The sequence below is a fragment of the Kitasatospora sp. NPDC058190 genome (genome assembly GCF_042883685.1).
Classification (GTDB): Bacteria; Actinomycetota; Actinomycetes; order Streptomycetales; family Streptomycetaceae; genus Kitasatospora.
In genome coordinates this window covers 1-22,774 of sequence record NZ_JBHVVI010000133.1, presented here as the reverse complement: position 1 = coordinate 22,774, position 22,774 = coordinate 1, and the positions used below count along the sequence as shown (strand labels likewise).

At 72.8% G+C, this 22,774-nt stretch carries 21 protein-coding genes, 1 pseudogene and 1 riboswitch; of the genes and pseudogenes, 10 read left to right on the top strand and 12 right to left on the bottom strand.

What is annotated here, in order from left to right:
• Positions 1–257 (bottom strand): annotated as a pseudogene (locus ACFVWU_RS38080) (manganese transporter); the annotation flags it as partial.
• Between the two features lie 359 nt (positions 258–616).
• Positions 617–792, bottom strand: a riboswitch (M-box (ykoK) riboswitch).
• A 190-nt stretch (positions 793–982) separates the two neighbouring features.
• Between ACFVWU_RS38080 and ACFVWU_RS38075 the strand changes: the two are divergent.
• Both ACFVWU_RS38075 and ACFVWU_RS38070 read left to right on the top strand, forming a co-directional pair.
• A complete protein-coding gene (locus ACFVWU_RS38075) occupies positions 983–1,354 on the top strand; it encodes a BlaI/MecI/CopY family transcriptional regulator (RefSeq protein ID WP_387629645.1) in 372 nt (123 codons plus the stop codon).
• Positions 1,351–2,235 carry a M56 family metallopeptidase gene (locus ACFVWU_RS38070; protein WP_387629644.1) on the top strand — a complete coding sequence of 295 codons (885 nt, stop codon included), beginning with the start codon at positions 1,351–1,353 and terminating at the stop codon, positions 2,233–2,235. Before ACFVWU_RS38075 ends, ACFVWU_RS38070 begins: the two co-directional genes overlap by 4 nt.
• A gap of 291 nt (positions 2,236–2,526) precedes the next feature.
• Here ACFVWU_RS38070 and ACFVWU_RS38065 read toward each other — a convergent pair whose 3' ends face one another.
• On the bottom strand, positions 2,527–3,597 hold the full coding sequence (locus ACFVWU_RS38065; RefSeq protein WP_387629642.1) for an NlpC/P60 family protein: 1,071 nt from the start codon (positions 3,595–3,597) through the stop codon (positions 2,527–2,529).
• Between the two features lie 331 nt (positions 3,598–3,928).
• Here ACFVWU_RS38065 and mutA point away from each other — a divergent pair, with 331 nt between their 5' ends.
• Genes mutA through meaB form a run of 3 tightly spaced genes read left to right on the top strand, consistent with a single transcriptional unit; the run spans position 3,929 to position 9,035 of the window.
• Complete coding sequence (gene mutA, locus ACFVWU_RS38060; RefSeq protein WP_387629639.1) at positions 3,929–5,824, top strand: methylmalonyl-CoA mutase small subunit; 1,896 nt, start codon at positions 3,929–3,931, stop codon at positions 5,822–5,824.
• Positions 5,821–8,025: a methylmalonyl-CoA mutase gene (scpA, locus tag ACFVWU_RS38055; RefSeq protein ID WP_387629637.1), complete on the top strand. Its 2,205-nt coding sequence runs from the start codon at positions 5,821–5,823 to the stop codon at positions 8,023–8,025. The genes mutA and scpA overlap by 4 nt, the downstream gene beginning before the upstream one ends.
• Positions 8,026–8,042: 17 nt before the next feature.
• Positions 8,043–9,035, top strand: a complete 993-nt coding sequence (gene meaB / locus ACFVWU_RS38050; RefSeq protein ID WP_387629635.1) for a methylmalonyl Co-A mutase-associated GTPase MeaB — start codon at positions 8,043–8,045, stop codon at positions 9,033–9,035.
• A 185-nt stretch (positions 9,036–9,220) separates the two neighbouring features.
• Here the strand turns inward: meaB and ACFVWU_RS38045 are convergent, their stop codons facing one another.
• Positions 9,221–9,601: an ATP-binding protein gene (locus ACFVWU_RS38045; protein ID WP_387629632.1), complete on the bottom strand. Its 381-nt coding sequence runs from the start codon at positions 9,599–9,601 to the stop codon at positions 9,221–9,223.
• 194 nt (positions 9,602–9,795) lie between these two features.
• On the opposite strand from ACFVWU_RS38045, the gene ACFVWU_RS38040 reads away from it, so the two are divergent.
• Complete coding sequence (locus ACFVWU_RS38040; RefSeq protein WP_387629631.1) at positions 9,796–10,269, top strand: hypothetical protein; 474 nt, start codon at positions 9,796–9,798, stop codon at positions 10,267–10,269.
• Between the two features lie 77 nt (positions 10,270–10,346).
• Here the strand turns inward: ACFVWU_RS38040 and ACFVWU_RS38035 are convergent, their stop codons facing one another.
• The 5 genes from ACFVWU_RS38035 to ACFVWU_RS38015 form a co-directional block, all read right to left on the bottom strand.
• On the bottom strand, positions 10,347–10,697 hold the full coding sequence (locus tag ACFVWU_RS38035) for an adenylyl cyclase (protein WP_387629629.1): 351 nt from the start codon (positions 10,695–10,697) through the stop codon (positions 10,347–10,349).
• 88 nt (positions 10,698–10,785) lie between these two features.
• Positions 10,786–11,397, bottom strand: a complete 612-nt coding sequence (locus tag ACFVWU_RS38030; protein ID WP_387629626.1) for a hypothetical protein — start codon at positions 11,395–11,397, stop codon at positions 10,786–10,788.
• Between the two features lie 30 nt (positions 11,398–11,427).
• Positions 11,428–12,567 (bottom strand): DUF4157 domain-containing protein, encoded by a 1,140-nt coding sequence (locus ACFVWU_RS38025; protein ID WP_387629624.1) that lies wholly within the window; start codon positions 12,565–12,567, stop codon positions 11,428–11,430.
• Between the two features lie 198 nt (positions 12,568–12,765).
• Entirely contained in the window at positions 12,766–13,797 is a 1,032-nt protein-coding gene (locus ACFVWU_RS38020; RefSeq protein ID WP_387629622.1) for a glycosyltransferase family 2 protein, read from the bottom strand.
• A 250-nt stretch (positions 13,798–14,047) separates the two neighbouring features.
• A complete protein-coding gene (locus ACFVWU_RS38015; protein ID WP_387629621.1) occupies positions 14,048–14,650 on the bottom strand; it encodes a superoxide dismutase in 603 nt (200 codons plus the stop codon).
• A gap of 162 nt (positions 14,651–14,812) precedes the next feature.
• Here ACFVWU_RS38015 and tsaD point away from each other — a divergent pair, with 162 nt between their 5' ends.
• Complete coding sequence (gene tsaD, locus ACFVWU_RS38010; RefSeq protein WP_387629620.1) at positions 14,813–15,862, top strand: tRNA (adenosine(37)-N6)-threonylcarbamoyltransferase complex transferase subunit TsaD; 1,050 nt, start codon at positions 14,813–14,815, stop codon at positions 15,860–15,862.
• On the opposite strand, the gene ACFVWU_RS38005 is transcribed toward tsaD, so the two are convergent.
• Positions 15,840–16,295 carry a DUF5990 family protein gene (locus tag ACFVWU_RS38005; RefSeq protein ID WP_387629618.1) on the bottom strand — a complete coding sequence of 152 codons (456 nt, stop codon included), beginning with the start codon at positions 16,293–16,295 and terminating at the stop codon, positions 15,840–15,842. The two genes, tsaD and ACFVWU_RS38005, sit on opposite strands and share 23 nt — an antisense overlap.
• 201 nt (positions 16,296–16,496) lie before the next feature.
• Here ACFVWU_RS38005 and ACFVWU_RS38000 point away from each other — a divergent pair, with 201 nt between their 5' ends.
• Positions 16,497–16,931, top strand: coding sequence for a VOC family protein (locus ACFVWU_RS38000; protein ID WP_387629615.1), 435 nt, complete (start codon positions 16,497–16,499; stop codon positions 16,929–16,931).
• Between the two features lie 170 nt (positions 16,932–17,101).
• Positions 17,102–17,566, top strand: a complete 465-nt coding sequence (locus ACFVWU_RS37995; protein WP_387629613.1) for a DUF6193 family natural product biosynthesis protein — start codon at positions 17,102–17,104, stop codon at positions 17,564–17,566.
• Positions 17,567–17,578: 12 nt separating this feature from the next.
• On the opposite strand, the gene ACFVWU_RS37990 is transcribed toward ACFVWU_RS37995, so the two are convergent.
• From ACFVWU_RS37990 to ACFVWU_RS37980, 3 genes are all read right to left on the bottom strand, one after another.
• Positions 17,579–20,797 carry a type 2 lanthipeptide synthetase LanM family protein gene (locus ACFVWU_RS37990; protein WP_387629610.1) on the bottom strand — a complete coding sequence of 1,073 codons (3,219 nt, stop codon included), beginning with the start codon at positions 20,795–20,797 and terminating at the stop codon, positions 17,579–17,581.
• A gap of 105 nt (positions 20,798–20,902) precedes the next feature.
• Positions 20,903–21,082 (bottom strand): hypothetical protein, encoded by a 180-nt coding sequence (locus ACFVWU_RS37985; RefSeq protein WP_387629607.1) that lies wholly within the window; start codon positions 21,080–21,082, stop codon positions 20,903–20,905.
• A gap of 490 nt (positions 21,083–21,572) precedes the next feature.
• Positions 21,573–21,911, bottom strand: a complete 339-nt coding sequence (locus ACFVWU_RS37980) for a hypothetical protein (protein ID WP_387629604.1) — start codon at positions 21,909–21,911, stop codon at positions 21,573–21,575.
• A gap of 211 nt (positions 21,912–22,122) precedes the next feature.
• On the opposite strand from ACFVWU_RS37980, the gene ACFVWU_RS37975 reads away from it, so the two are divergent.
• Positions 22,123–22,632 carry a hypothetical protein gene (locus ACFVWU_RS37975; RefSeq protein ID WP_387629601.1) on the top strand — a complete coding sequence of 170 codons (510 nt, stop codon included), beginning with the start codon at positions 22,123–22,125 and terminating at the stop codon, positions 22,630–22,632.
• Positions 22,633–22,774: the final 142 nt, after the last annotated feature.

Sequence of the window (22,774 nt, the reverse complement as noted above, 5' to 3'; positions counted from 1 at the left end):
TGCCCGGCCTGGCCGTAGGTGGAGAAGGCGCCCGCGTCGTTGTCGCCGACCATCACGATCAGGCCGGGGCCGACGATCGCGAGCAGGGTCTTGAGCCGGGCGGAAAGCCCGCTGCGGGGGGTGGTGTCGTCGAGCCGGATGGTGCCGAGCGCACCCTTGATGTCGCCGACGTGGGCGTCGTCGAGCACGGCGGACTGGGCGGTGGTGGGAGCGGTGGGGACCGTGGAAACCTTCGGGTCCAGCATCACGTTGGTCATGGTGGGGCCTCCCTGCCCTCTGCCTTGAGAGGGCGACAGGGGGCACGCAGCAGCGATCCTCCCTGCGGGCGCACGGCACCGGCTCCGCACGGCGACGCTGAGCGGCGGCGGCCGTACGGGCATGACGATGCGTCAGGCGGCTTGCGTCCGGGCATGGTTGAGCGCGGGACGAGGCGCCGGGTGAAACGCGCAGGGAAGGTTGTTACCGCGTGCCGGAGGTGTACGAGAGCATGCGGGGATAGGGGCAACTGTGGCCCGGACTAGGGCAGTCCATGTCTCTCGCCTCCTCCCGGCCGGGGGCGCACCGTCTGTGCGCCGCATCACGACACGGCAAGGAGCACACCGGCCCCGGATGGACCGGTACACCCCAACTCGTCAGAGCTTTGGCACTCCACGGCGTGTCCAGCCTGTCGGCCGGAAGCCACTTGGGGTCAACCCTTAAGTCGGGAAGACCTGTCCTGAACCTGGGCGTCTCTCGACGTCGTCGGGTCAGTGGCCTGTGTCCGTGAAGACGCCTCACCGAACGAGGTGCCTTTCAAACCTCGTCAAGCATAGACCCGCCGCGAACGGCCCGATCACCCTTTCGGCCGATCCGCTACACCTTTGTAGAACCTTGACCAACCGCGCCCCCTTCCCCCTCTCGCGCCCGGCACCGGCCGTAGCATGGGCCGCGTTCCAGCGGGCGAAGGGCGCCGGCGGTCGGTTCGGCAAGGGAGACCACGGCGGTGCTACGGGGGTTCGGCGATCTGGAGGCCGAGATCATGGACCGGCTCTGGTCCTGGGGCCGTCCGGCCACGGTGCGCGAGGTGGTCGACGACCTCCAGCGGCAGCGGCCGGTCGCGTACACCACCGTGACCACCGTCGCCGACATCCTGCACACCAAGGGCTGGCTGCGCCGGGACAAGGTCGGCCGCGCCTGGGTGTACGAACCGACCTGCACCCGCGAGGCGTACACCGCCGAGCTGATGCACCAGGCGCTGGAGACCACCCCGGACCGGGCCGGCGCGCTGCTGCGCTTCGTCGACCGGATCAGCGGGGACGAGGCCTCCGCCCTGCTCGCCGCCCTCGAACAGGTCAAGGCCCGGGACACCGAGTGACGCTCGCCCTGCTCGGCCTCTACCTGGCCGTGGCCGGCGTCCTGCTGCCCCGCCGGCTGGCCGGCTCCACCCGGCTCCAAACGCGTCCGACCCTGGGCGCGGCGCTGTGGCTGGCGTTGATGGCCTCCTTCACCGTCGCCCTGGTGCTCGCCGCGCACCACGCGCTGGAGCCCGCCGCCCACGAGCCGGCCGGGCTGCTCGGACTGCTCCCCCACCTCGAACCAACCGGGCCGGTCGTCCCGCACACCCACGGCTGGTGGCTGCCGGCCGCCGCCGGGGCACTGCTCGCCCTCGCGCTGGTCGCGGTCGGCGCCCGGGCCGGGCGGGCCCGCCGGCGGCACCGGGCGGTGCTGGACGTGGTCGCCGTACGGGACCGGCGCTGGGGCGCGCTGGTGCTGGAGCACGCCCACCCGACGATCTACTGCCTGCCCGGGCGCCGCTCCCGGGTCGTGCTGTCGCGCGGGGCGCTGCGACTGCTCGACGAGCGGCAGCTCGCCGCGGCCGTCGCGCACGAGCGCGGGCACATCCGCGGCCGCCACCACCTGCTCCGGCTGCCCGCCGACACCTTCGCGCTGCTGCTCGGGCCGCTGCCGCTGGCCCGGCTGGGGCGCTCCGAGGTGGCGCTGCTGCTGGAGATGGCGGCGGACGACGCGGCGCTGGCGAAGGTGTCGCGGGGCGAACTGGCCTCGGCGCTCTGCGCATTGGCCACGTCCGGTCCGGCTCCGGGCGGGGCCCTGGGGGTGGCGTCCACCGGAGTGCTGACCCGGGTCCGTCGGCTGGCCCGGCCCGGCGGCGGCCGGCGGCGCCAACTGGCCGGGTGGCTGGCGGTGTCGGCACTGCCGGTGCTGCCGTACCTGCTGGCCTGCGCGCCGCATCCGTAGGTCGTTCCACCAGTGCCCACCCGTGCCCAGCGGCGCCCACTGGTTCCCACCGGTGCCCCAGGTACGCCCGGGCCGTCTCGCGTCTCGGGGGTGACCAGGGCTACCGCCGCGGGCGCCCTGGGTGATCGGGGCCGGCGCTGTCGGAGCGCCCGGCCACCCCCCTGGGCAACGTTTCGACCAGTCCGGTCAGTTGAGGCCGCTTCCGGCCGGACGAAACGTCCTCCGACAGTTCTGCCGCCCCACCCCGACGGCCGCGCGAAGGGGTTTACGGGGCGGCCGGGGCGGAGGGGTTTACGGGCGGACGGCGCCGACGTAGGGCATGGCGTCAATGGGGAGGACCTCGACGTTCTTGCCGGTGCGGGGGGCGTGGATCATCTTGCCGTCGCCGATGTAGATGCCGACGTGGTGGATGTCGCCGTAGAAGAAGACCAGGTCGCCGGGCTGGAGATCGGCGCGGGCGACGCGGGGGCCGTCGTTCCACTGGTCCTGGGACATCCGGGAGAGCTTGACGCCCGCCGCGCGGTAGGCGGCGCCGGTGAGGCCCGAGCAGTCGAAGCTGCTGGGGCCGGTGGCGCCCCAGCCGTAGGGCTTGCCGAGCTGGGCGTAGGCGAAACCGACGATGGCGGCGGCGCGGCCGCTGGCAGGCGGAGCCGGGGCGTTCAGGTCGGGGCGCTGGGTGGAGCGGGAGGCGCGGTCGGCGGCGGCCGCCTTCTGGGCCTCGGCCCTGGCCTTCTCCGCGGACTGCTGGGCGTTGACCTTGGCGCGGTCCTCGGCGCTGAGCTTGTTGAGCATGGCCTGGGCCTGGGCGAGCTTGGCCTGGATCTGCTTCTTCTTCTCGGCGAGCTCGGTGCCGACGGAGTCGAGCTGAGCCAGGGTGGCGGTGGCCTCGGTGCGGTCCTGGTCGAGCTTGCGCTGCTCCTCCTGGGCCTGCTTGAGCAGGGCCGTCTGGGTGTCGGCGACCTGGTTCTGCGCCGAGGCGCGCTCCAGGTAGGCGGCCGGGTCGGAGTCGAGCATCAGCTGGACGGACGGGTCGATGCCGTTGCTGCGGTACTGGTCGGCGGCCACCCCGCCGAGCCGGGTGCGCAGTTCGTTCATCGCCTCCTGGCCGCGGGCGACCTTCTCCTGGATCTTGTTGGCGTCGCCCTGGAGCTTCTGCTGCTTGTCCTGGAAGCCGTTGTACTGCTCGATGGCCTGCTCGGCCTCCTCGTTGAGCTTGTCCACCTGCTCCTTGACGGTGGCGAGGCTCGGGGCGGGCTCGGCGTGGGCGGTGCCGGAGGCGAGCACCGCGCCGCTGGCCATGGCCGTGGTGAGGACCGCCAGGCGGGCCCGGCTCGGGGGGCTGGGCTTGCGGCGCTTTCCCATCGCGGTGGGATCTCCTTCGGGGGACGCAAAGGGGACGACGAAGAGCGGGCAGGGGCGTACGGGGGATGCCGCCCCTGCCCGCCTTCTTCGAAGTAACTTAATAGATGAGTGGCAGGGTTCCGCAATCCCCCTCGTCCGGGCACTGTCGGGCCATCGATCGCGTACCGTGGCACCGGCGTTGTGTCACCCGTCGCGCCACCCCGTGACACCCGCCTTGTCACCCGTCCTGACACTCGTCACCCAGCGGAGTGCTAAAGCTCCGCCAAATCGAGAACAAGGTCACACGCGCCTCCCCTCCTGCGGGTATGCAAACGGGCGCTAACCTGCGGACATGAAGGTCCCGCCCGAAGGGCTCCCCCTCGCCGCCGAGTTCCCGGCCGCGCACCGTGAGCAGTGGCAGCAGCTCGTCGAGGGCGTGCTGCGCAAGTCCGGTGCCCAGCCCGAGGACGGCGCCGCCGCCGAGCGGGCGCTCAGCACCGCACTCCAGGACGGCCTGCGCGCCCGCCCGCTGTACACCGCCGAGGACAGCTCGGCCGAGCCCGGCTACCCCGGCTTCCCGCCGTTCGTCCGCGGCGGGCGGCCGCAGGGCTCCGCCGTCACCGGGTGGGACGTCCGGCAGCGGCACGCCGACCCCGACCGGCGGCGCACCAACGAGGCGGTCCTCGCGGACCTGGAGAACGGCGTCGGCTCGCTCTGGCTGGAGCTGGGCGCCGCGGGCCTGCCGGTGACGGCCCTGCCCGAGGCGCTCTCCGGGGTGTACCTGGACCTGGCCGCCGTGGCGCTCGACGCCGGCCCCGAATTCGCCGACGCCGCCGAACAGTTGTTCAAGCTGTACGAGGAGCGCGAGGTCTCCCCCACCTCCGCAGCCGGCAACCTCGGCGCCGACCCGCTCGGCCTCCAGGCCCGCACCGGCGACGCCGCCCGCACCGACGCGCTGCTCGCCGCGGCCACCGCGCTGGCCGCCCGCTGCGCCGCCGACTACCCGAACGTCCGGGCCCTCACCGTCGACGCCCTGCCCTACCACGAGGCCGGGGCCTCCCCCGCCCAGGAGCTGGGCTGCTCGCTGGCCACCGGCGTCGCCTACCTGCGCGCGCTGACCGCCGCCGGGCTGTCGGTGGACGAGGCGCTCGGCCAGCTGGAGTTCCGCTACGCCGCGGACGCCGACCAGTTCCTGACCATCGCCAAGTTCCGTGCCGCGCGCCGCCTGTGGGCCCGCGTCGCCGAGGTGTCCGGCGCCTCCGCCGAGGCCTCGGCGCAGCGCCAGCACGCCGTCACCTCCCGGGTGATGATGACCGCCCGCGACCCGTGGGTGAACATGCTGCGCACCACCATCGCCTGCCTGGCCGCCGGGGTCGGCGGCGCCGACGCCGTCACCGTGCTGCCCTTCGACAGCGCGCTCGGCCTGCCGGACGCCTTCGCCCGCCGGATCGCCCGCAACACCCAGTCGATCCTGCTGGAGGAGTCCCACCTGTCCCGGGTGATCGACCCGGCCGGCGGCTCCTGGTACGTCGAGCAGCTGGGCGACGAGCTGGCGCGGGCCGCCTGGGCCTGGTTCCAGGAGATCGAGCGGGCCGGCGGCCAGCGCGGCGCTCTGGAGTCCGGTCTCATCGGCGAGCGGATCGCCGCGACCTGGGCGGAGCGGTCCGTGAAGCTCGCCAAGCGGCGCGAACCCATCACCGGCGTCAGCGAGTTCCCGCACCTGGACGAGCAGCCGCTGGTCCGCGAACCGGCCCCGGCCGGGCACGCCGGCGGCCTGCCGCAGGTGCGCCGCGCCGAGGCCTACGAGTCGCTGCGCGACCGCTCGGACGCTCATCTCGCGGCGACCGGCGCCCGCCCGTCCCTCTTCCTGGCCTCGATCGGCACCGCCGCCGCGCACACCGCGCGCACCACCTTCGCGGCCAACCTGTTCCAGGCGGGCGGCATCGCGACGTCCGCGGTCGAGGGCGTGGACCCGGCGGCGTTCGCGGAGGCGTTCACCGCCTCCGGCGCCACCGTCGCCTGCCTGTGCTCCAGCGACGCCCTGTACGCCGAGCACGCTTCACCGATTGCCGAGGCGCTGAAGGCGGCCGGCGCCCAGCGGGTGCTGCTGGCCGGCCGGCTGGCCGAAGTGCCCGCCGGAGTGGACGAGTTCATCTACGCGGGCGGGGACGCGGTCTCCGTCCTGACCTCCCTGCTGGACCAGATCACCGGTGCGAGCAGCGCCGACGAGGACAAGGTGGCCCGATGATCCCCGACTTCACCGAAATCGGGTTGACCGGCGACGCCGCCGCCGACGTCACCGACACCCAGTGGCAGTCCGCCTGGCGGCAGTCCACCGGCAAGGACGTCGACGAGCTGGTCTGGGACACCCCCGAAGGCATCGGCGTCAAGCCGCTGTACACCGCCGCGGACCTCGCCGGTCTGGACTTCCTGGAGACCTACCCGGGCGTCGCCCCGTACCTGCGCGGGCCGTACCCGACCATGTACGTCAACCAGCCCTGGACCGTCCGCCAGTACGCCGGCTTCTCCACCGCCGAGGAGTCCAACGCCTTCTACCGCCGCAACCTGGCGGCCGGTCAGAAGGGCCTCTCGGTCGCCTTCGACCTGCCGACCCACCGCGGCTACGACAGCGACCACCCGCGCGTCACCGGCGACGTCGGCATGGCGGGTGTCGCCATCGACTCGATCTACGACATGCGCCAGCTGTTCGACGGCATCCCGCTGGACAGGATGTCGGTGTCGATGACCATGAACGGCGCGGTGCTGCCCGTCCTGGCGCTGTACATCGTCGCGGCCGAGGAGCAGGGCGTCCCGCCCGAGAAGCTCGCGGGGACCATCCAGAACGACATCCTCAAGGAGTTCATGGTCCGCAACACCTACATCTACCCGCCGCAGCCGTCGATGCGGATCATCTCGGACATCTTCGCGTACACCTCGCAGAAGATGCCCCGGTACAACTCGATCTCCATCTCCGGCTACCACATCCAGGAGGCCGGTGCGACGGCCGACCTGGAGCTGGCCTACACCCTGGCCGACGGGGTGGAGTACCTGCGCGCGGGCCTGGGCGTGGGGCTGGACGTGGACGCCTTCGCGCCGCGGCTGTCGTTCTTCTGGGCGATCGGCATGAACTTCTTCATGGAGGTCGCCAAGCTGCGCGCGGCCCGGCTGCTCTGGGCCAAGCTGGTCAAGCAGTTCGACCCGAAGAACCCCAAGTCGCTGTCGCTGCGCACCCATTCGCAGACCTCGGGCTGGTCGCTGACCGCCCAGGACGTGTTCAACAACGTGACGCGCACCTGCGTCGAGGCGATGGCCGCCACCCAGGGCCACACCCAGTCGCTGCACACCAACGCCCTGGACGAGGCGCTGGCGCTGCCCACCGACTTCTCCGCCCGCATCGCCCGAAACACCCAGCTGCTGCTGCAGCAGGAGTCGGGCACCTGCCGGGTGATCGACCCCTGGGGCGGCTCGGCCTACGTCGAGAAGCTGACGAACGACCTGGCGGCCAGGGCCTGGCAGCACATCCAGGAGGTCGAGGCGGCCGGCGGCATGGCCAAGGCGATCGACGCGGGCATCCCCAAGATGCGCGTCGAGGAGGCCGCCGCCCGCACCCAGGCGCGCATCGACTCCGGCCGCCAGCCGGTGATCGGCGTCAACAAGTACCGGGTCGAGAGCGACGAGCAGATCGACGTGCTCAAGGTCGACAACTCCGCGGTGCGCGCCCGGCAGATCGAGAAGCTGCGCCGGCTGCGCGAGGAGCGCGACGAGGCCGCGTGCCAGGACGCGCTGAACGCGCTGACCCGGGCCGCCGAGGCCGGTCCGCAGCGCGGCGGTTCGCTGGACGGCAACCTGCTGCACCTGGCCGTCAACGCGGCCCGGGCCAAGGCCACCGTCGGCGAGATCTCGGACGCCCTGGAGAAGGTGTACGGCCGCCACTCCGGCCAGATCCGTACCATCTCCGGTGTGTACCGTGACGAAGCTGGCCCGTCGGCCCCCCTCCAGCGCACCCGGGACCTGGTCGAGCGGTTCGAGCAGGCCGAGGGCCGCCGCCCGCGCATCCTGGTCGCCAAGATGGGCCAGGACGGCCACGACCGCGGCCAGAAGGTGATCGCCACCGCCTTCGCCGACCTCGGCTTCACGGTGGACGTCGGCCCGCTGTTCCAGACCCCGGCCGAGGTCGCCCGCCAGGCCGTCGAGGCGGACGTGCACATCGTCGGCGTCTCGTCGCTGGCCGCCGGGCACCTGACGCTGGTGCCCGCGCTGCGCGCCGAACTCGCCGAGGCGGGGCGCGAGGACATCACCATCGTGGTGGGCGGGGTCATCCCGCCGCAGGACTTCGACGCCCTCTACGAGGCGGGCGCGGCGGCGGTGTTCCCGCCCGGCACCGTGATCCCGGAGGCCGCCTACGACCTGCTGAAGTCGCTGGCGGCCGACCTCGGCCACGAGCTGTGAGCTGGGATCTTTAGGCCATGCCACCGAGGACGATCGACCTCGACAGCTATGTGACGGGTGTCCTGGACGGCTCGCGCGCCTGGATCGCGCGCGCCGTCACCCTCGTCGAGTCCACCCGGCCCGACCACCGCGCGCTCGCGCAGCAGCTGCTCCAGCGGCTGCTGCCGCACGCGGGCGGTGCGGTCCGGGTGGGCATCACGGGCGTGCCCGGAGTCGGCAAGTCGACCTTCATCGACTCCTTCGGCACGATGCTGACGGGGCTGGGCCACCGGGTCGCGGTGCTCGCCGTCGACCCGACGTCCACCCGGACGGGCGGCTCCATCCTGGGCGACAAGACCCGGATGGAGCGGCTGGCCGTTGATCCTGCCGCGTTCGTCCGGCCCTCGCCCACGTCGGGGACGCTGGGCGGCGTCGCCAAGGCCACCCGGGAGTCGATGGTGGTGATGGAGGCGGCGGGGTACGACGTCGTGCTCATCGAGACCGTCGGCGTCGGCCAGTCCGAGACGGCGGTGGCCGGGATGGTGGATACCTTCCTGCTGCTCAGCCTGGCTCGCACCGGCGACCAGCTCCAGGGCATCAAGAAGGGCGTCCTGGAGCTGGCGGACGTCATCGCCGTCAACAAGGCGGACGGGCCGCACGAGCGCGACGCGAAGGCGGCGGCGCGCGAACTCGCGGGCGCGCTGCGGCTGTTGCAGGCCCCGGACGCGGCGTGGACTCCCCCGGTCCTCACCTGCAGCGGGCTCGACGGTGCCGAGCTCGATGTCCTGTGGGAGCGGCTGCAGCAGCACCGCAAGGTGTTGGACGCCACCGGCGCGCTCACCGCCAAGCGGCGGGAGCAGCAGGTCGAGTGGACGTGGTCGATGGTCCACGACCAGCTCTACGCGCGGCTGCACGAACACCCCGAAGTTCGCCGCCTCGCCCCCGAGTTGGAGGCCCAGGTCCGCGCCGGTAGCCTGCCCGCAGGGCTGGCCGCGCAGCACATTCTCGACAGCTTCTTCGGCACCCCCTGACAGGAGCAGAGGACCATCGCCACCATTGTCGAGGACGTCGTCATCGAGGCCGACGCGGACTCCGTCCGGGACGCGGTACGGGATGTGGGCGCGGTGCACGAGCGCCTCATCCCCGGCTACGTCCTCGGCACCCGCATCGACGGCGACGTCCGCTACCTGACCATGCCGGCGCGCAACGCTCACCACTACGCCACCCCGCGCAGCGCGTGCAGGTTGAGCGCCGTGCCCCACCCGTGCGTGGGGCACGGCCCTTCGACGGTTTCGAGGTACTCGAACCAGACCACCTTGCCGACTCCCGCCGGGTGCCATCCCCACACGTGCGCCAGCACCTCCAGCAGCAGGAGGCCCCGCCCACCGGTCGATTCCTCGTCACGCTCCCGGGTCGGCAACTCCGCACCCCGGTCGGCGACTTCCACCCGCACCCGCCCGGCCCGCCCCCGGACGGTCACGACACAGCGCTCCTTGGTGTGAACGAGCGCGTTGGCGATCACCTCGCTCGCACACAGCTCCAGCTCCCGCAGTGCATCGAGCGCGCACTGCTGTTGTTGGACCTCGCCACTGGCCACCTGGTCGCCGGGCGAATTGAGGCGGCATTCGCGCTCGCAACCCAAGCCCTGGAGATCGGTCTCCAGTACCGTTCAGGGCGAATCGTCGAGAGAGGCCGCACACTTCGGCGATCACTCAACACTTCCTCACCTCCCAAGGTGGTGAGGGAGTTCGATGAGCGCCTTCACGGCGCCTGTCTCTAAGGAGGAACGCGATGCGGACCGGGATCACGGGGCACCGAGGGTTGACCGCCGAGGTCGAGGGGCAGGTTCGACACCTACTCGAAGAGTCTCTCGCGGGCGAGGATCCGAGTGCACTCACGGTCGTGTCCTGCATCGCGGACGGGCCAGATGCCTGGCTCGCGGAGATCGCGCTCGAACGCGGTGCGCGTTTGGAAGTCGTCATTCCTGCGGATCACTACAGGGACGGGCTACCGGAATGGCATCACCCGGTCTACGACCAGCTGTTGGGAGGTGCCAGTGTCGTTCACCGCACTGGGCACGTGGAATCCGACGAAGCCGCACACATGGCCGGGAGCGAGATCCTGGTCCAGCAGGTCGACAAGCTCCTCGCCGTCTGGGACGGCCTGCCGGCCCGGGGCTTCGGCGGAACGGCGGATGTGGTCGCGTACGCACGGCACCATGGCGTGCCGGTCGAGGTGCTGTGGCCGCAGGGGGCCCACCGGTAACCCGGAAGAGCTCCTTTGGCACCCCTGAGGTCTACCAGCGGGCCCGCCCAGGTGGGCGGGCCCGCTCAACTCCACGGTCAAGCCGGTCGCGCCGCCGCGACCGCATCGGTGTACAGCTCGTTGGTCAAATCATTCTCACTGATGCCGAGTTCGGCCAACACCAGGCGGACCAAAGCAAGAGCCGGCACGAGGTCGTCCTCGGCGGCAGCCACCGTTTCCAGCTCGATGAACGTCGCATCGTCCAACTCGGGAACGCGAACGAGCGTGGCCATCAGACTCCGTCCGTCGCGCTCGAAGCTGTAGTTGCGGCACCGCTTCTCGAACGCGATGCGAGGAGTGAAGCCCAGGCCTCGAACGATCTCGTGCGCGGCCTCAGCATCCTCAACCCTCGTCTCGGCCTCCGGCTTCGAGCCGGAGGCCTCGTCCATCCGGGCACCCTTGTAGGCCGTCGCACCGCCCCCTCGGGCGCGCTCGTGCCACCCGCTCCGGCGCGGGAGCGGCACGGGCACCACCGGTTCAGGCTCGCATCGGCTGGAACAGCGCGTCGTCGTAGTCCGGAAAGATCACCGGCATCGCGCGACGGAACGCGGTGACCTCCGTGCTCTCCGCCAACTCCCGGCAGAGCGTCTGCGGCCAGTACCAGTAGCCGCGGGAGGCGAGCAGCCGTTCCAGGTAGGCGTCGAACGAGTACCCCGTGTCGTACAGCTCCTCGCCGAAGTAGTGGTAGTGGACGGAGTCGAGGGGGGGAACGAACGCCGCGCAGGCCTCGGGGACGAACATGTCGAAGGGTTTGACGGGGCGGTACTCCTGGTCCTGTGGCGAGTGCCAGGTGACGCCGTGCCAGTCGGCGAAGACTTCGGGCAGCGGGAGGAGGTTGATGAGGCCCTGGTCCGAGAGGTCGCCGTGGAGGAGCTCGGGGACGGTGTGACGCCACCTCAGGCGGACCGCGCCGACTTCGCGGTAGAAGGCCTCGACGCCGTCCGGGAGGCGGCCGTGGGCCAGGCGGACGGCGAGTTCGATGTCGGATGGTGGGGTCGGCGGTGCGACGGTGGCCTCCAGGAGCCGCACGCGGGGGTTGCGCTCCAGGTCCTCGATCATCGCGGCCAGCCGGGCGCGGGGGGTGATCACGTGGGTCTCCTTCACGGGCGCCAGCAGGTGCTACAGCCGGTTGTTCTCGATCTCCCACGCGTCGCCGTGCAGTTCGTTGCCGGCGGTGTCGTAGACGGTGTACTCGGCCTCGATCTTGCCGGCGAGCTTGGCGGCGTAGTTGGCGTCGATGTCGGCCTCCACCGCGCTCGGGAGCGGCGCGAAGTCCTTCCCGGCCGGGTGGGTGCTGTAGTCGGCCGTCACGGCGTACTCGACCACGTTGCCGTTGGTCAGCACCTCGGCCTTGACGTCCTTCTCGACCTTCGCGTGGTGCGCCGAGTTCGCGGACTTGCAGAGTGGAGTCAGGTTGCTCATGGTGTTGCCGGGGCCGCCGACCTGCTCGTTGAGCAGGTGCCCCTGCACCATGAACTTGCTGAACCAGTCGGCGGTCGCGCCGCTCCCGGTCGGCCACCAGGACGGCTGGACGCTGGGCTTGGAGCCCTTGCCGAGCTGGCCGGGCCAGAGTTCGGCATGCATCGAGGTGCCGACGCCGTTTCCGTTCAGCCCGCCGTAGGTGACGTACGGCGCGCCGGTGAAGGCGCGCTGCACCGGCACCTCCGGCCCGGGGGAAGGGGCTCGATCGGCGACCCGCTGGACGGCCGGAGGCATCGTCCGGCTCAGCGCCCGGACGGCGTTCGCCTCGGCGGCGCGCTCGAAGCGGTCGCCGGGGTCGCTGACGGACAGTCCGTCGCCGCGGTCGGTGCCGGCCACGGGGCCCGAGCGCTGCTGGATGACGTGGGTGAGCTCGTGGGCCAGCGTGTGCTTGTCGGTGCCGCCGTGGCCGAGCACGACGTGCTCGCCGGAGGTGTAGGCGCGGGCGCTGACCTCGGCTGCGGAGCGGGCCGCGGCGGAGTCGTCGTGGATCCGCACGCTGCTGAAGTCGGCGCCCAGGCGGGCCTCCATCTCCGCCCGCATGTCGTCGGCCAGCGGGCGGCCCGGCGACCGCAGCACCTGGTGGACGGTCGAGCGCTGCACCGCGGACTCCGACTGCCGCTGTTGCCTCAGCAGTTGGACGACGGCCGCGTTGCCGATGGTGCGCTGCAGCGCACGGATCGACTGGAAGTGCGGCGGCGCGGGCTGCTGCCGTGCGGTCGGCCGGCTGTGTTCCCGGTGCTCGGACTTGCCCTGCTTCTTCTGGTCGTGCGCGTGCACATCCACCTCCTGGACAGGCGATTCGAGCCGTGGTCGCGACGTGTCAGAGCCGGTCTACGGCGATCTCCGGGGTGAGGGCAAGGACCAGAGGGGCAGTGTCGGGGGCAGGCCTCGATGGCCTGGCCGACCGCCGGGCGTCCGGGTTCCGGGGTCCAGGGTCCAGGGTCCGGGGTCCGCCGTGGCGACGGCTCCGGGACCTCACCGACGCCTGGCCGCCTGGCGGGTGCGGCGGACGAGGCTGTGCGCCCGCTGGACGGCCACGAAGCGGTTCATCGCGTCGGCGAGCGTCAGGCGGTACTTGACCCGCAGCTGGGCGCTCAGCCCGGCCAGCCGCTCGGTGCCGATGGCCCGGATCAGCCGGCTCACGTGCCGCTGGTAGACCTCCCAGTAGGGGCGGTCGCCGTCCGGGACGGACCAGAAGAACATCGGGATCTCCTCGACCAGGCAGTTCCGGTCGTAGGCGCGCAGGTACTCGGCGAACACCGGCTCGGGGCGGGCCAGCAGCCACTCCCGGACGAGTTCCATCGAGCGGACCCGGTCGATCAGGCCGCGCGGGTCGGTCTTCTTCTGGGTGATGGACAGGGCGCCGTCCTCGCGCACCCGCCAGTGGTAGATCGGCTCGGCGAGCACGTCGACCCGCTCGGCGAGGAAGTGGTGGGGCACGCTGACCGGGGCGTCCTCGTACAGGATGCCCTCGGGGTAGAGGATGCCGGCGGCGTCGAAGAAGGTGCGCCGGTAGACCTTGTTCCAGGCGGTGCGGTCGGTGACCAGGGCGGGGGTTTCGCTGACGTGGGTGCGCAGCCGGGTCTCGCGGAACGGGCGGCGGTGGGCGTGCGAGGGGGAGAGGCCGGTGGTGCGCAGCCGCAGCGCGTTGCCGGCGGCGAAGTCGGATCCGGTCTCGTCCAGCGTGCGGATCATCAGCTCGTACGCGTGCGGCGGCAGGGTGTCGTCGCTGTCCACGAAGGCGAGGTAGTCGGTCCCCGGGGTGAGGTGGCGCCAGCCGGTGTTGCGGGCGGCGCCGAGGCCCTTGTTCTCCTGCTGGACCAGCCGGAAGCGCCGGTCCTTGGCGGCGTACGCCTTGGCGATGACGGGTCCGTCGTCGGTCGATCCGTCGTCGACCATGACGCACTCGAAGTCCTCGAAGGTCTGCGCCGCGATCGAGTCCAGGCACTCCGCGAGGTAGCGCTCGACGTTGTAGATCGGGACGACGACGGAGAGGCGCGGCGCCATCGGACGGCCTTTCGCTGGGGAGCGGACGGGCCGTTCGGCCGCCGACCGCCGGTTACCGGTGGTGGTCCGAGCGTAGCGACCGGAGGCCGTTTCCGGGCGAACAACGGGTGGAGTCGAGCCTTCGTCTCGGTGAGCCGGATGTGTCCGGCGTCAACGCTCCGCGTCGCGCCCGCGCCGCGTCGACGCCCGGAACAGGGGAAAGGCCCCGGTCCGCCCGACCGGACCGAGGCCTTCCGTCACCTGATCCGGGTCAGTCGCTCTTGACGGCCGCGAAGCGGGACTGGACGTCCTGCCAGTTGACGACATCCCACAGGCGGGTGACGTAGTCCGGGCGGACGTTGCGGTACTGCAGGTAGTACGCGTGCTCCCAGGCGTCGAAGGCGAGCAGCGGGGTGGTGTTCTGGCCCACGTTGCCGTGGTGGTCGTAGACCTGCTCGACGATCAGGCGCTGACCGAGCGGCTCCCAGGAGAGGATGCCCCAACCCGAGCCCTGGACCCCGGTGGTGGCGTTGGTGAGCTGCTTCTTGAAGGCCTCGAAGCTGCCGAAGTGCTCGGTGATGGCGTCGGCCAACTCGCCCTCGGGGCGCTCGCCGCCCTCCGGGGAGAGGTTCTGCCAGAACAGCGAGTGCAGCACGTGGCCGGACAGGTGGAAGGCGAAGGTCTTCTGCAGACCGACCAGCCCGCCGAACTGCTCCTTGTCGCGGGCCTCGGCGAGCTGCTCCAGGGTGTCGTTCGCGCCCTTCACGTAGGCGGCGTGGTGCTTGGAGTGGTGCAGCTCCAGGATCTCGGCCGACATCGCCCGCTCCAGCGCGGAGTAGTCGTACGGCAGGTCGGGAAGCGTGTAGGTGCCCATCAGGACACGGCCCCTTTCGGCGGGTTGGTCGTATCGATCGTGCCGGGACAACACTATTGCGTATGACTTGCAGGAGCGATCCATGGGCTCCTGCGTATTCCTCACATCTTGTCGGGCACAATGGTCACCCGAACGTGTAATGGCCGATGAGGGTGAGTGGCTGTGACAGGGTCGCCGGTGGTCGTCCTGGGCATCGAGTCCTCCTGCGACGAGACCGGTGCGGGCCTGGTCCGGGACGGCGTCCTGCTCGGGCAGGCGGTCGCCTCGTCGATGGACGAGCACGCCCGCTACGGCGGGGTGGTGCCGGAGATCGCCGCCCGGGCGCACGTCCACGCGATGGCGCCGGTGGTCCAGGAGGCGCTGGACCGAGCCGGGCTGACGCTCGGTGACGTCGGCGCGGTCGCCGTCACCACCGGTCCGGGGCTGGCCGGGGCGCTCCAGGTGGGGGTGGCCGCCGCCAAGGGGTACGCGTTCTCGCTCGGCGTCCCGCTGTACGGGGTGCACCACCTCGCCGGGCACGTCGCCGCCGCGACCCTCGACGGCGGGCCGCTGCCGAACCCCTGCGTGGTGCTGATCGTCTCCGGCGGACACACCTCGCTGCTCCTCGTCCGGGACCTCGCCCGGGACCCGATCGTCCACCTCGGCGACACCCTGGACGACGCGGCCGGCGAGTGCTTCGACAAGGTCGCGCGCATCCTCGGCCTGCCCTACCCCGGCGGCCCCGCGATCGACCGGGCGGCCCGCACCGGCGACCCGACGGCCGTTCGGCTCCCCCGCCCGCTCACCGGGCCGAAGGACGCCCCGTACGCCTTCTCCTTCTCCGGCCTGAAGACCGCCGCCGCCCGCTGGGTCGAGGCACGGCCCGAACCCCACGTGCCCGACGCGGCGGCCGCGCTGCAGGAGGCGATCGCGGACGTGCTCACCCGCAAGGCGGTGCGCGCCTGCACCGACCACGGGATCGGCACCCTCGTGGTGGTCGGCGGGGTCGCGGCCAACTCGCGGGTACGGGCACTCGCGGAGCAACGCTGCGCGGCGACGGGCATCACCCTGCGGGTACCGCCGCTGCGGCTGTGCACCGACAACGGCGCGATGGTGGCGGCGATCGGCGATCTGCTGGTCCGCGCCGGTGCCCGGCCGGCGCCCGCCGACCTCTCGGTGGACCCCTCGGCGCCGCTGGAGTGCGCGGCGCTCAGCCCGCTGCCGTCCAGGTGACCAGCGGCGGGCGGACGGCGGCGCACAGCGGGTGGCCCTTGGCGTCGGTGAGGCCGAGGCGGGCGACCAGCAATCCGCTCGCCACGGCCGCCTCGACGGTGGCGGGGTCGACCGCCGCCAGCAGCAGCTTGGCCCGGCGGAACAGCGACCACGTGTCGCCCTCGCGCGTCACCCAGTTGAGGTAGACGAACCGGCCGCGCGGCCCGCCCTGGACGTACCGGCCGGTGATGTCCACCCCGCCATCCGGCAGCCGCTTCACCGCGCACTCCAGCGACCAGCGCGCCCGCGCCGCGTCCCCGGGCTGCGGGTCGAGCAACTCGGCCGGGCGGCCCCGGCGTTGGACGGCGACGTGGATGTCCCGGTACCCCGGGAACCCGGGCCCGCCGCCGCACTCGCGGCCCGGCAGGTCGGCGGCCTCGATCCTCAGCTCCATACCGCCATGGTCCACCACGTCGCACGGGCGGAAAACCGGTTGAGCCGCAGATGATCATGTGGCAGGCTCACCCGCCGTGCCCGAGATCACCAGGTCGCTCGACGACGAGGTGGGCGTCGACGCATCCCTGGTGGCGCGTCCGTTCACTGCGCGGCGATGACATCCGGGGCCGTTGTGGACAGCACGCGTTATGGAGGACCGATGTCATCGATCAAGGAGTTCCAGGTCACCTTCGACTGCGCGGAACCTGAGCGCGTCGCCCGCTTCTGGTGCGAGGTGTTGGGGTACGTCGTACCGCCGCCGCCGAAGGGGTTCGCCACCTGGGACGACTACAACCGCTCGCTGCCGGCCGAGCGCCAGGGTGCGGCGTTCGTCTGCATGGACCCCACGGGCGTGGGCCCGCGCATGTACTTCCAGCGCGTTCCCGAGGGCAAGGCCGTCAAGAACCGGGTGCACCTCGACGTGCGGGTCGGCACCGGGCTCGTGGGTGAGGAGCGCGTCGCCGCGCTGGAGGCCGAGTGCGCGCGGCTGGTCGCGCTCGGTGCGGTGCGCGTGCAACTGCTGCGCGCCGACGGCGTCAACGAATCGTGCCTGGCGATGCAGGACATCGAGGGCAACGAGTTCTGCCTCGACTGAGCGGCCGGCCCGGCGCACCGGCGGGGTGCCGGTGCGCCGGGCTTCGCCTTCCCGACGGGTCTCACCCGGTCCGGGCGATTCCGGGTCGGCGACGGCGAGTCGGTGGATGTCGATCACCGGACGGGTCCGCGATGTTCGATTCCGTGAGGGGCTGGGCCACACTGCTCGGCATGCGATCCGATGATCAGAACGACACTCCGCCCAAGCCCGTCCTGCCGGACTTCGCCGCCGCCCTCGCGATCGGGCCGGAGGCGGCGGTGGAGGCGCGCTGGGAGGGAATCGTCCTGGTGTGGGAGTGGCGCGCGCAGGTTTACCGCCACGGCCCCGGCAGCTGCTGCGACGGCCTGGTGCGCCTGCTGAGAGCCGCCCACGCGGAGCCCCGGCTGCGCCGGCTCCTCCCCTGGACCAGCCACTACGACCTGTGCCTCAGCCTGTCGACGACCTTCCCGTGGGTACCTGCGGGCATGCCGATCGCCGAACCGCTGCACGGCGGCGGCTACCGTGTCCACCGCCTGTACGACTCGGCGGTGATCGGCACGCCCGACACCCCGGAGGCTGCCGTCGCCCTGCTGGTCGAGCACCTTCCGCCGGACCTCGGGCCGGTGTTCAACCACCCGCCGGCGGCCGACGACTAGGGCCCGGCGGGGTCAGGCAGTCGGCGGTTCGAGGGTCAGGACGGAGGGGGTGGCGCCGGGGGCGGCGAGGCGCAGGAGGCCTTGGCCGATGCCCGCCAGGCCGACCATCAGCGAGGGGCTGTGCACCCCGTGCGGAAGGCCGCAGGTCCAGCCCCGGGCCGCCAGGTCGTCGAGGGTGGCACGGGTCTGCTGCTCGGCGGCGGCCTGCCACGATCCGCCGGCGAGGTGGAGGGCTTCCAGGTTGCCGAGATCGCCGTGACAGAGCGAGGAGTTGTGGCCGAAGCCCTCCCGGAGCACCGCACCGAGGGCGGCGTCACGCTCGGCGAGGAGCGACTCGCGTTCTTCGGGTATGAGTCGGGCGAGGTCGGTGCGGGCCAGTGCGATGCCCGAGGCACCGTGACACCAGAGGGCGGGGTAGCTGGGGCCGTCGGGCCCGTCGTCCTCGCGGACGTCGCGCCAGTTGGCGGCGGCGGGGTCGAACAGGGTGCGCTCGCACGCGACGGCGGCGAGGGCGAGTCGGGGCAGGCGGGGGTCGCCGAGGCGGTGCCCGGCCCGGGCCAGGGCCCAGGCGATGCCGGAGCCGCCGTGGGCGAAGCCCGCGAGAGGGCGGGTGACGGCGCCGGCGAGGGAGGCGGGCAGCCAGCCGGCGCCGCCCTCGGGGTGTGGGGCGGCGGCCTGGACGAGGCGTTCGGCGCAGGCCACCAGCGCGTCGGTGACGGCGGGCCCGGGGCGGACGGCCTCCCAGGCGAGCAGGCCGCCGATGGTGCCCGCGTTCCCGGCGAGGAGGTCGTACTGGGTGTCGCCGGTGGCGGTGGCGCTGACGCGGTCGAGGAGGAGGGAGCCGAGCGCGTCGAGTTCGGAGTCCGGGTGGTGGGCGGTGAGCTGGGCGAGCACGTAGAGCAGGCCACCGAGGCCGGACAGGCCGCCGCCGAGGCGGTCGGCGCGCCGCCGGATCTGCCGCCGGAGCGTCAGTTCGGCGGCGGAGGCGGCCGTCCGGTGTTCACGGTCGCCGGTGGCGCAGGCGAGTTGGTGGAGGAAGAGCGTCACACCAGCCGTGCCGCTGTACAGGTCGGGGCCGAGTTCGGCGGGCACCCAGTGCCCGGGCGGAGCCCAGTTGGGGCCGACCCAGGCGAGGTCGGCGCTCCCTCGGCAGGCCTCGCGCAGCAGCCCTTCGCCGACCTCGACGGCCATGGCGAGGGCGCGGTCGACGCTTCCCCGGCCGGGGGCCGCGCCGGCCACGGGTGTCCGCACGACCGCCCGGCCGTGCGGCTCCCGGGCGCCGCCGGAGGTCGTCACCGACAGCCGCAGCAGCTGGAGTTGACGCTCCAGGTCCTCCTCGCCGAGGGCGTCGGCCTTGGCGAGGGCGAGGTCGAGCGGGGGCCGGTCGGTGACGTCGGGGATGAGGGCGCCGGTGGAGGAGCGGGCGTCGACGCCGTCGGGGCGGATGGTGAAGACGGGCACGTCGCCGCGCCACAGGTCGGCGCGTTCGTGGTCGACGTAGGCGAGGGCGCGCTCCTCCCAGGCGGCCAGGGACCAGAGCCGGTCCAGGTGGCGGTCCTGGTCGAGGCCGTCGCGCAGCAGGTCGGGGTGGCAGGCGGTGCCGAGCAGGCTGCGGTACTCGAAGGTGTCGCGGCGCAGCAGGCGCGTCTCGTCAGCCGCGAACGCGCTCAGCAGGGCGCGAAGTTGACCCTTGTCGGCGGCGAGCAGCCGGTAGGCCTCGGTGAATCCGGCTTCCAACTCCGCCAGGCGGTCGGCCGGTCGCAGCGGCTGCCCGGCCGGCACGGGTCGGCTGCCGGGGGCTTCCACCGGCAACCTCCGGTACTCCACGCGGAGTTCGTCCGTCCCTTCGTTGACCAGGACGGGCGCGGGGCGGGGCGGGAGGCTGGCCGGGTCCCAGCCGAGGGCGGAGAGGTCGGTGCCGCCGTTGCCCTCGTCCCACATCCGTTCGGGGAGCAGGCCGGAGCGCAGCACCGAGTGCCGGGCCTGGTGGCGGGCGAGCCGCTCGGACTCGGACAGGTCCTTGGCGGGCTCGTGCAGGTCGGGGTGGAGGATCGCCTCCAGGTCGATGAGCACGGGTTGGTCCCGGACGGCGAGCAGGTTCTGGGCGTGGCAGTCCACCGCGTCGAGCACGTACATCAGCGCGGCCAGGGTGCCGGCGCGATGGTAGAAGGCACTCAACTCGGCTTCGTCCCGGGCCGGTTCGGCGGTGAGGTGGGCGACCCAGCCGTAGCCGTCGCGAGCCAGGTGGGCGAGGTCGCGCAGGGGCAGCCGCAGCTGCGGGTTGAGCCAGTGCAGGATCTGCTGGAAGTGGGTCTCGGCGCCGAGGGGCCGCGGCTTGTAGACGATCCGGACGCCGTGCTCGAAGCTCAGCGAACTGACCGTGGCACCGCCGCGGTGCGGGTCGCCGAGGCCGGTGGCGAGTTCGGTGATCCGGCCGAGCGGGCGGCCGTCGGCGAAGGTGCGGGCGAGGGCGGGCAGGTCGGCGGCGAGTCGCCGGAACAGGGCGAGGGTGGTGGTTGTCCACTGCTCCGCGGCGGTGGTGAGGCGGAAGGCCAGGACCGGGTACTCGGCGAGGAGTCGCAGCGCCCGCTCGGGCCGGGTGAGCCTGCCGAGGAAGTCGCGGTAGCGCCCCTCGGGGGTGTCGCCGGTCAACTCGCCGGTGAGTCGGGCGACATGGAGTTCGGTGATGACGGTCCGGGTCGCCATCGCGTGGGCGGCGGCGGTGAGCGCGGGAAGGGCGAGTGCGGCCAGCTCCTCGGGGGCGCCCAGGGCGGGGGCGTCCAAGGCGGCCAGCCCGGTGCGCAGGCGGTCGTGGGCGGCGGCGAGCAGCGGGGCGACGAGCCCGGCGAATTCGTGTGCCTCAGGGATGTCCAGGGCGGCCGGCCGGTGGAACGCGGTGACGAGCCGCTCGGCCCAGGGGTGCGTTCCGAGGCGGTCGGCGAGCGCGTCCGGGTGCTCGGCGAGCAGGGCGTGCAGGGCGTCGGGGTCGACGCCGTCGGCCGTGAGCCGGCGCGTGAACCAGTCGGCGCGGTCGAACGGCGCCTGGGCCCGCCAGCGCTCCAGTTTCCGGGCGGCCCGCTCACGGCGTTCGGCGCGGTCGGCGTCACCGAGCGCCTCCGCGTCGGGCCCTTCCGGCGCCCGGCCGCGGGCGTTCAGCGGGACGGCTCGGGCGGCAGCCCGCAGGAGTTCGGACGCGTCGACCACGGGGCGGTGCTGCCTCTCTGTCTGCACTGTTGCTCCATCCGTTCGGCGCCGGTGCGCGAAGGCGCGCGAAGCGCCTGTCCGGCGCGGACCCCGGCCGACCGTACGAACCGGGGCCCGCGCCGGATCCCGGTCTCAGTAGCTGCAGAGGCGCCCGCAGCTGGACCAGCCGTCGCAGGTGCTGTTCAGCACCGCGGCGGTCACGTAGAGCTCGTCCGAGAGCTCGCCGGCCGGGTGGACCTGGTGGCCCTGGCCGAGGGTGAGCCGGAAGTCCTCGTCCTTGAGTGCGCGAACCTGCTCAGCCGTGGGCTGCATGCTGCCTCCTCCAAGCGTTCGGATCTGGCACGGGTGTGCCGGATCCGGATCTTGGCAGCGCCCCACTCGGCACACCAGTGGCATGCACACCACCGGCCCTCGTTTCGGCCAGGATCGAACCAACGGGAGCCCGGCGGCCGCGCCCTCGTTCCCCCAGGCCGAGCCCGCTCGCTCCCACCACCCGCCCCGCCGTCCGATCGTTCGGGTGGCCCCACACCTGGCCGAAACAGGGGCGGTCGCGCCCGGGTGGACCGCGACCCCGGTTTGAACCCGTCGCTCCCGTGGCAGCGCCCCTGGCCGAAGGCCCCGCTGGAGACCCGGGCAGCCCTCACCGCCGGGCGGGCATGGCGGTGAGGCTGCGAAGCCGCCCGGCACCAAAGTGCCGGGCGCCTCCAAGCGGCCTGGGCGCGGGCAGTACCCGTGGGTCGGTACCGGCGAGACGCCGCGGTGCCGGGTGTCGCGGTGCCTCACCTTGCGCCGACGCGTACGGTCAGCAGGTGGTCAGGCCGGTCACCACCATGTAGGTGCCGAACGCGTAGTAGTTCTCGGTGATGGTCTGGCCCGGGTTGACGGCGTAGCAGGTGTCAACGGTGGTGCCCATGGCGAGGACGGTCTTCACGTTCACGGTCCGGGAACAGTTGTTGGTCACGCTGAACGTCTCGTTGCCGCCGAACGGGTTGAACGGGGAGTAGAGGGTGACGCAGGACGGTACCGGGGGCAGCCCGGTCGCGGTCGCGGCGACCGGGCTGGCCTGGGCCGCGCCGGTGGCGGCGCCGAACAGGGCGAGCGAACCGGCCGCCACCGCGGCCGCCTTCACGAACTTGTTCATGCGTGCTCCTTGATGGTTGCGGCCACGTGATCATGCGTACACGTGACATCACCGCCAACCTAAGGAGGGCGAGGACCGGTGGGACACGGCGTTTCGAAAGGTCTCATGGAAGGGTTTACGGCGGCCCGGCGCGCCGCCCGCTCCTGTGGCCGGGTCGGACACCGAGGGTCACGATGGAGACCCGGGCAGCCCCCACCCCGATCGGAGTGCGATGAGCGAGCAGCACAACCTCGTCCTGCTGACCTTCCCCGACGCCACCACCTGGCACTCGGCCTTCGACGAGGCGCAGCACCTGCCGGGCCTGCGGCTGGCGGCCGTGCTGGAGCGCAGTGCCGACGGCGTGCTGGAGGTGCGGGGCACCTTCACCCGGGGCGCGGGCGTGGCCACCGTCGGCTCGGGTCTGCTGGGCGGCCTGGTGGGGTTGCTGGGCGGGCCGGTCGGGATGCTGCTGGGCTTCGCGGCGGGCGCGGCGCTCGGCAACGCGGCCGAGGAGCACCACGCGACGGAGGCCGGCGCCGCGATGATCGTGCTCTCGCCCCGGGTGCCGGACGGCGGGGCGCTGCTCGCCCTGGACGTCCGGGAGTCCTCGCCCGGCCCGGCGGACGAGCTGGCCGCCGAGCACGGGGCGGCGGTCGAGCGGATCGACGAGCACACCTTCACCGAGCAGGTCCGGGCGGCCGAGAAGAAGGCCGAGGAGGACCGCGCGGACGGGGAGTCCTGAGGTCCGGGCGGGAGTCCGCGGGCCACGACGGGTCCGGGGGGGGGGGGCGCGGGCGCCCCCCCCCCCCCCCCCCCCCCCCCCCCCCCCCCCCCCCCCCCCGCCCCCCCCCCCCCCCCCCCCCCCCCCCCCCCCCCCCCCCCCC

What these genes read in the sequence shown, in the direction of transcription:
- ACFVWU_RS38065 (WP_387629642.1), bottom strand. Translation starts at nt 3,597, where the DNA reads ATGGGAAAGCGCCGCAAGCCCAGCCCCCCGAGCCGGGCCCGCCTGGCG.
- mutA (WP_387629639.1), top strand. Translation starts at nt 3,929, where the DNA reads ATGAAGGTCCCGCCCGAAGGGCTCCCCCTCGCCGCCGAGTTCCCGGCC.
- scpA (WP_387629637.1), top strand. Translation starts at nt 5,821, where the DNA reads ATGATCCCCGACTTCACCGAAATCGGGTTGACCGGCGACGCCGCCGCC.
- meaB (WP_387629635.1), top strand. Translation starts at nt 8,043, where the DNA reads ATGCCACCGAGGACGATCGACCTCGACAGCTATGTGACGGGTGTCCTG.
- ACFVWU_RS38040 (WP_387629631.1), top strand. Translation starts at nt 9,796, where the DNA reads ATGCGGACCGGGATCACGGGGCACCGAGGGTTGACCGCCGAGGTCGAG.
- ACFVWU_RS38035 (WP_387629629.1), bottom strand. Translation starts at nt 10,697, where the DNA reads ATGGACGAGGCCTCCGGCTCGAAGCCGGAGGCCGAGACGAGGGTTGAG.
- ACFVWU_RS38020 (WP_387629622.1), bottom strand. Translation starts at nt 13,797, where the DNA reads ATGGCGCCGCGCCTCTCCGTCGTCGTCCCGATCTACAACGTCGAGCGC.
- ACFVWU_RS38015 (WP_387629621.1), bottom strand. Translation starts at nt 14,650, where the DNA reads ATGGGCACCTACACGCTTCCCGACCTGCCGTACGACTACTCCGCGCTG.
- ACFVWU_RS38005 (WP_387629618.1), bottom strand. Translation starts at nt 16,295, where the DNA reads ATGGAGCTGAGGATCGAGGCCGCCGACCTGCCGGGCCGCGAGTGCGGC.
- ACFVWU_RS38000 (WP_387629615.1), top strand. Translation starts at nt 16,497, where the DNA reads ATGTCATCGATCAAGGAGTTCCAGGTCACCTTCGACTGCGCGGAACCT.
- ACFVWU_RS37995 (WP_387629613.1), top strand. Translation starts at nt 17,102, where the DNA reads ATGCGATCCGATGATCAGAACGACACTCCGCCCAAGCCCGTCCTGCCG.
- ACFVWU_RS37985 (WP_387629607.1), bottom strand. Translation starts at nt 21,082, where the DNA reads ATGCAGCCCACGGCTGAGCAGGTTCGCGCACTCAAGGACGAGGACTTC.
- ACFVWU_RS37980 (WP_387629604.1), bottom strand. Translation starts at nt 21,911, where the DNA reads ATGAACAAGTTCGTGAAGGCGGCCGCGGTGGCGGCCGGTTCGCTCGCC.
- ACFVWU_RS37975 (WP_387629601.1), top strand. Translation starts at nt 22,123, where the DNA reads ATGAGCGAGCAGCACAACCTCGTCCTGCTGACCTTCCCCGACGCCACC.